Origin of the sequence: Streptomyces sp. SID10853, assembly GCF_010548145.1 — a bacterium.
GTDB lineage: Bacteria > Actinomycetota > Actinomycetes > Streptomycetales > Streptomycetaceae > Streptomyces.
On sequence record NZ_JAAGLN010000379.1, the window covers coordinates 1 to 4088 of the forward strand.

General features: G+C 72.1%; 3 protein-coding genes. 2 read left to right on the plus strand and 1 reads right to left on the minus strand.

The window, feature by feature from the left end:
- Window positions 1-1426: cytosine permease (locus tag G3I19_RS34975; RefSeq protein WP_164267718.1), on the minus strand; the 1426-nt coding region annotated here is incomplete at its 3' end.
- 66 nt (window positions 1427-1492) lie between these two features.
- On the opposite strand from G3I19_RS34975, the gene G3I19_RS34980 reads away from it, so the two are divergent.
- Both G3I19_RS34980 and G3I19_RS34985 read left to right on the plus strand, forming a co-directional pair.
- The gene (locus tag G3I19_RS34980) at window positions 1493-2131 is read left to right on the plus strand and encodes a TetR family transcriptional regulator C-terminal domain-containing protein (protein WP_164267719.1); all 639 of its coding nucleotides are present in this window, start codon (window positions 1493-1495) and stop codon (window positions 2129-2131) included.
- A gap of 82 nt (window positions 2132-2213) precedes the next feature.
- The gene (locus G3I19_RS34985) at window positions 2214-3839 is read left to right on the plus strand and encodes an amidohydrolase (RefSeq protein WP_164267720.1); all 1626 of its coding nucleotides are present in this window, start codon (window positions 2214-2216) and stop codon (window positions 3837-3839) included.
- Window positions 3840-4088: the final 249 nt, after the last annotated feature.

The window sequence follows — 4088 nt, forward strand, 5'->3', positions numbered from 1 at the left end:
CCCTGCCCGCCGGCATCGACCTCGCCCTGACCGAGGCGGCGACGATACCGGCGGGCAGGGCGAGGTCGATGCCGTCCAGGGCCTGGGCGACCGGCCCGGTGTACAGCGTGTTCACGCACAGTGCCGAGACGGCGACGCCCCCGGCGAGCGCCAGGACCCCCGCCGTGCTGAATCCGGCCCTGTACCAGAAGGGGCTGCCGGGGGTCTCGTCCATCAGGGCGGGGCCGTCGTAGCGGTTGCGGCGCAGCACGATGTCCGTGGCGTAGACGGCCATGGCCGGGCCGAGCAGGACGACGGTGAGCTGCAGGACGTTGTTGACGGTGTCGAGGAAGTTCGAGACGAGGAGCCCGTAGAGGGTGAGCGAGACGGCGGCGGTCCCGTCGGCGATCACGCTGAGGGAGCGGCGGATGCGGATGCCGACGGCCTGCAGGGCCAGTCCCGCGCTGTACGAGGTCAGGGCGTTGATGGCGATCGTGCCGAGGACCAGGGCGAAGAGGAAGAACGGGTCGAACCAGCCGGGCAGGATCTTCTCCAGCCCGGACTGCGGGTCGGTCATGTCGACGGACGTCGCGGCGAAGGCGCCCAGGGAGCAGACGACGACGCTGGGCAGGAAGCCGCCCAGAGCCGTCCAGCCGATGATCGCCCTCGCCGGGGTGGTCCGGGGCAGATAGCGCGAGAAGTCGGCGCTGGTCGTGTAGGAGAGCGGACCGGAGCCGATCAGGGTGACCCCGGCGACGAGGGCCGTCCACAGGCCGGTGCCGCTGAGCGGTTCGGCCGGCTCGTACGAGAAGTCCGTGTGCCGGAACACAGCGACCGCGACGACGGCGAAGACGGCGGTGAGGACGAGCGTCAGCGGCAGGTACAGCTTCATGATCAGGGCGTGTCCGTAGACGCCGATCGTCAGGGTGACCGCGGCGATGACCAGTACGACGACGATCTTGACGCCGGTGCTCGCGGTGATGCCGGTCCGCTCGACGAGCGCGAAGGCGGCGGTCGCCGCCGCGGCCAGGTTCAGGGCGAAGTAGCAGACGGAGATCATCCAGCCGACGACCGCGTTGTTCACGCGGTTGCCGCGGATTCCGAACATGGCCCGGGTGATCACCTCGCTCGGCGCCCCCGCGGACGGGCCGGATATGGAGAGCAGCCCGGTGAACACCCAGAACAGATTGCCCACCACGATCACCGCGAGCGCCTGCCACAGGGTCAGGCCCATGAGGATCAGGGCGCCGCCGACCACCAGGCTCAGATAGTTGACGCTCGCCGCGGCCCAGACGGAGAACAACTGCCTCGGGTGGCCGTGGCGTTCCTCCTCGGGGATGTGGTCGATGCCGTGGGCCTCGATACGGGCCGCCCCGTCCGGCGGGGGCGGCGCCTCCTGCTGTGCGGCGCGCGTGTCGTGGTGCGGTTCGGGAAGCGTGGACGCCATGCGGCCCTCCGGATGCTGTTACCCAGCTGCTTGCTTGTTGGTCGCACACTCAATAGCATCGATTCCATGCCGTCAAGCACTCAGAACAAGCGAATCCGCAAAGATCCTGCGGCGAGACGTGCGGAAATCGTTGCCGCGGCCGCCAAGGTGGCATTGGCCGACGGGCTGGAGTGCATCACCCTCCGCCGCATCGCCGATGAGCTGGCCGTCCGGCCGGGGCTGATCAGTCACTACTTCCCGGCCGTGGAGGACCTGGTGTCCGAGGCGTACGGGAACGCCGCAGGCTCCGAACTCGACGAGCTGCTCCCGCGCGACCGGGCCGGCGCCACCGTCACCCAGCACCTGGCTCGGTTCTTCGCGCGGGCGGCCGGGGAGTCGTACGACGACATCAGCAGGCTCTGGCTCAACGCCCGGCACCTCAGCCGCTACCGGCCCGCGCTGCGTGAGCGCGTCACCGTCCAGGAGGCCGCCTGGCGCGAGCGGCTCGAAGAGCTCATCCGCGATGGCGTCGGCCGGGGCGAATTCCACACCGAGGAACCGTCCTTGACGGCCATTCAGATCCTGGTCGTCCTGGACGGGCTCGGCATGCTCGTCAACAGCGGCGACCTGGGCGACGACCCGCCGGTAGTGCGGAACATGCCCGCGACCACCGCGGAACGCGAACTCGGACTGCCCGCAGGCACGCTCACCGCCCCCGCGAACTGACCGCTCTCCGAAAACACCGGGGATCACCGGGGATCACCCGGCGCCCCCGACGAACCACCCCCAGCGAACACCGAGGAACCCCATGGACACCTCCCTCATCCTGCTCTCGGCCCGGCTGCTCGACCCGGTCACCGGCGACTTCCTGCCGCAGACCGCGCTCGCCGCGGCCGGCGGACGTATCACCGCGCTCGGCGGGAACCAGGAGATCCGCGCCCTCGCGGACGCCTCGGCCACCGTGATCGACCTCAAGGGCGCGGTGGTGACACCCGGTCTCGTCGATGGGCACATCCACCCCGTCTCGGGCGCCGAGATGACCCACGGCCTGGACCTCTCACGCTGTACGGACGTGGAGCAGGTACGCGAGGAACTCGCCGGCGCGGTACGTGATCTGGCCCCCGGCGGGTGGCTGCACGGCTGGGGCCTCGACCCCAATGTCTTCGCCGGCCGGCCCGTCGCGACGGCCCCCTTCGACTCCGTACTCGACGGTGTGCCCGCCCTGCTGCAGCTCTTCGACGCGCACTCCATGCTGGCCAGCCGGCGTGCGCTGGACCTCGCCGGCGTCGACGGGCCCCGGACCTTCGGGCAGGCCACCGCAGAGGTGGTGTGCGACGCGGCGGGAAGGCCCACCGGCCTGCTCCTGGAGGACGCGGCTTGTGAACTCGTGGAGCGGACCGCCCCGCAGCCCACCCGCGGGGAACGGCGCGAACGGCTCGCCGCCACGCTGCGCGCCATGGCCGCCGCAGGGCTCACCGGCGGCCACGCCATGGACGCCAACGGGGACAGCCTCGCCTTCTACGCCGAACTCGACGCGGCCGGGCAACTGCCGCTGCGGCTCCGGGTCGCGCCCTGGTGCCAGCCGGGCACCGGCCCGGACGGCGTGCGCGCCCTCATCGGACAGCAGGGCGCGGGCGGCCGGCTGTGGCGCACCGACGGCGTCAAGATCTTCATGGACGGCACCATCGACAACGGCACCGCCTGGCTGGAACGTCCGGACTGCCACGGCGAGTCCCGGCACGCCTTCTGGCCGGACCCCGAGGAGTACACCCGTCTCATCGGCGAACTCCACCGGGCCGGAGTGCCCACCGCGACCCACGCCATCGGCGACGCCGCGGTACGGCATGTCCTCGACGCGGTCGAGAAGGCCCAGGAGAGCGGCGGCCGGGGGGCGCGGCACCGGGTCGAGCACATCGAGACCGTCCCCGACGACACTCTGCGCCGCTTCGCCGGGCTCGGTGTCATCGCGTCCATGCAGCCGACCCACTGCTGCGACTTCACCCGCGCCGACCACACCGACAACTGGTCGCGCCGTCTCGGTGAGGAACGCGCCGCACGCGCCTGGCGCTGCCGCGACCTGCACGACTCCGGTGCCGTCGTCGTTCTCGGCTCCGACTGGCCCATCGCCCCCTACCCGCCGCTCGAGGTCATGGCGGGCGCCCGCCACCGCAGGCCCACCCGCGACCTCGCCAGGCCCCCGCACGGTCCGGAACAGGCGCTCACCGCCCTGGAGGCCCTCCAGGGCATGACGGTGAACGCCGCCTACGCGGCGGGCGATGAGCACGAGGCCGGCCGTATCGCGATCGGTCACCGCGCCGATCTGACGGTCCTGGCCGCCGACCCGCTCGCCACCGCGGCCACCGAACTGCCGCAGGTGCCGGTGCTGCTCACCGTCCTCGACGGCGAACCGACCCACCGCGACGCACGGCTGTGACCGGTCGGCGCCAGGCGCCCGCTGTTCCTTGGGCAAGGGGGCGCCCTCTTCGGGGACAGGGCGTCGCGGGCGCCCCCGTGCCAGGGGTGTCGAGCGCGTCACCCGGCCAGGAGGTCGAGGCCCGCCGCGCTACCGGGCCAGGGGCGTCGCCGCGAGTGCCGCGACCGTCCAGGTCACCGGGGTGAACAGCGCGAGCAGTGCGGCCACGCGCAGTACGGCGGCCGACCGCAGCAGCCGCGCCGGGGCGAA

Excerpts from the sequence above, each read along its gene's own strand:
- G3I19_RS34980 (WP_164267719.1), top strand. The coding sequence starts at position 1,493 with ATGCCGTCAAGCACTCAGAACAAGCGAATCCGCAAAGATCCTGCGGCG.
- G3I19_RS34985 (WP_164267720.1), top strand. The coding sequence starts at position 2,214 with ATGGACACCTCCCTCATCCTGCTCTCGGCCCGGCTGCTCGACCCGGTC.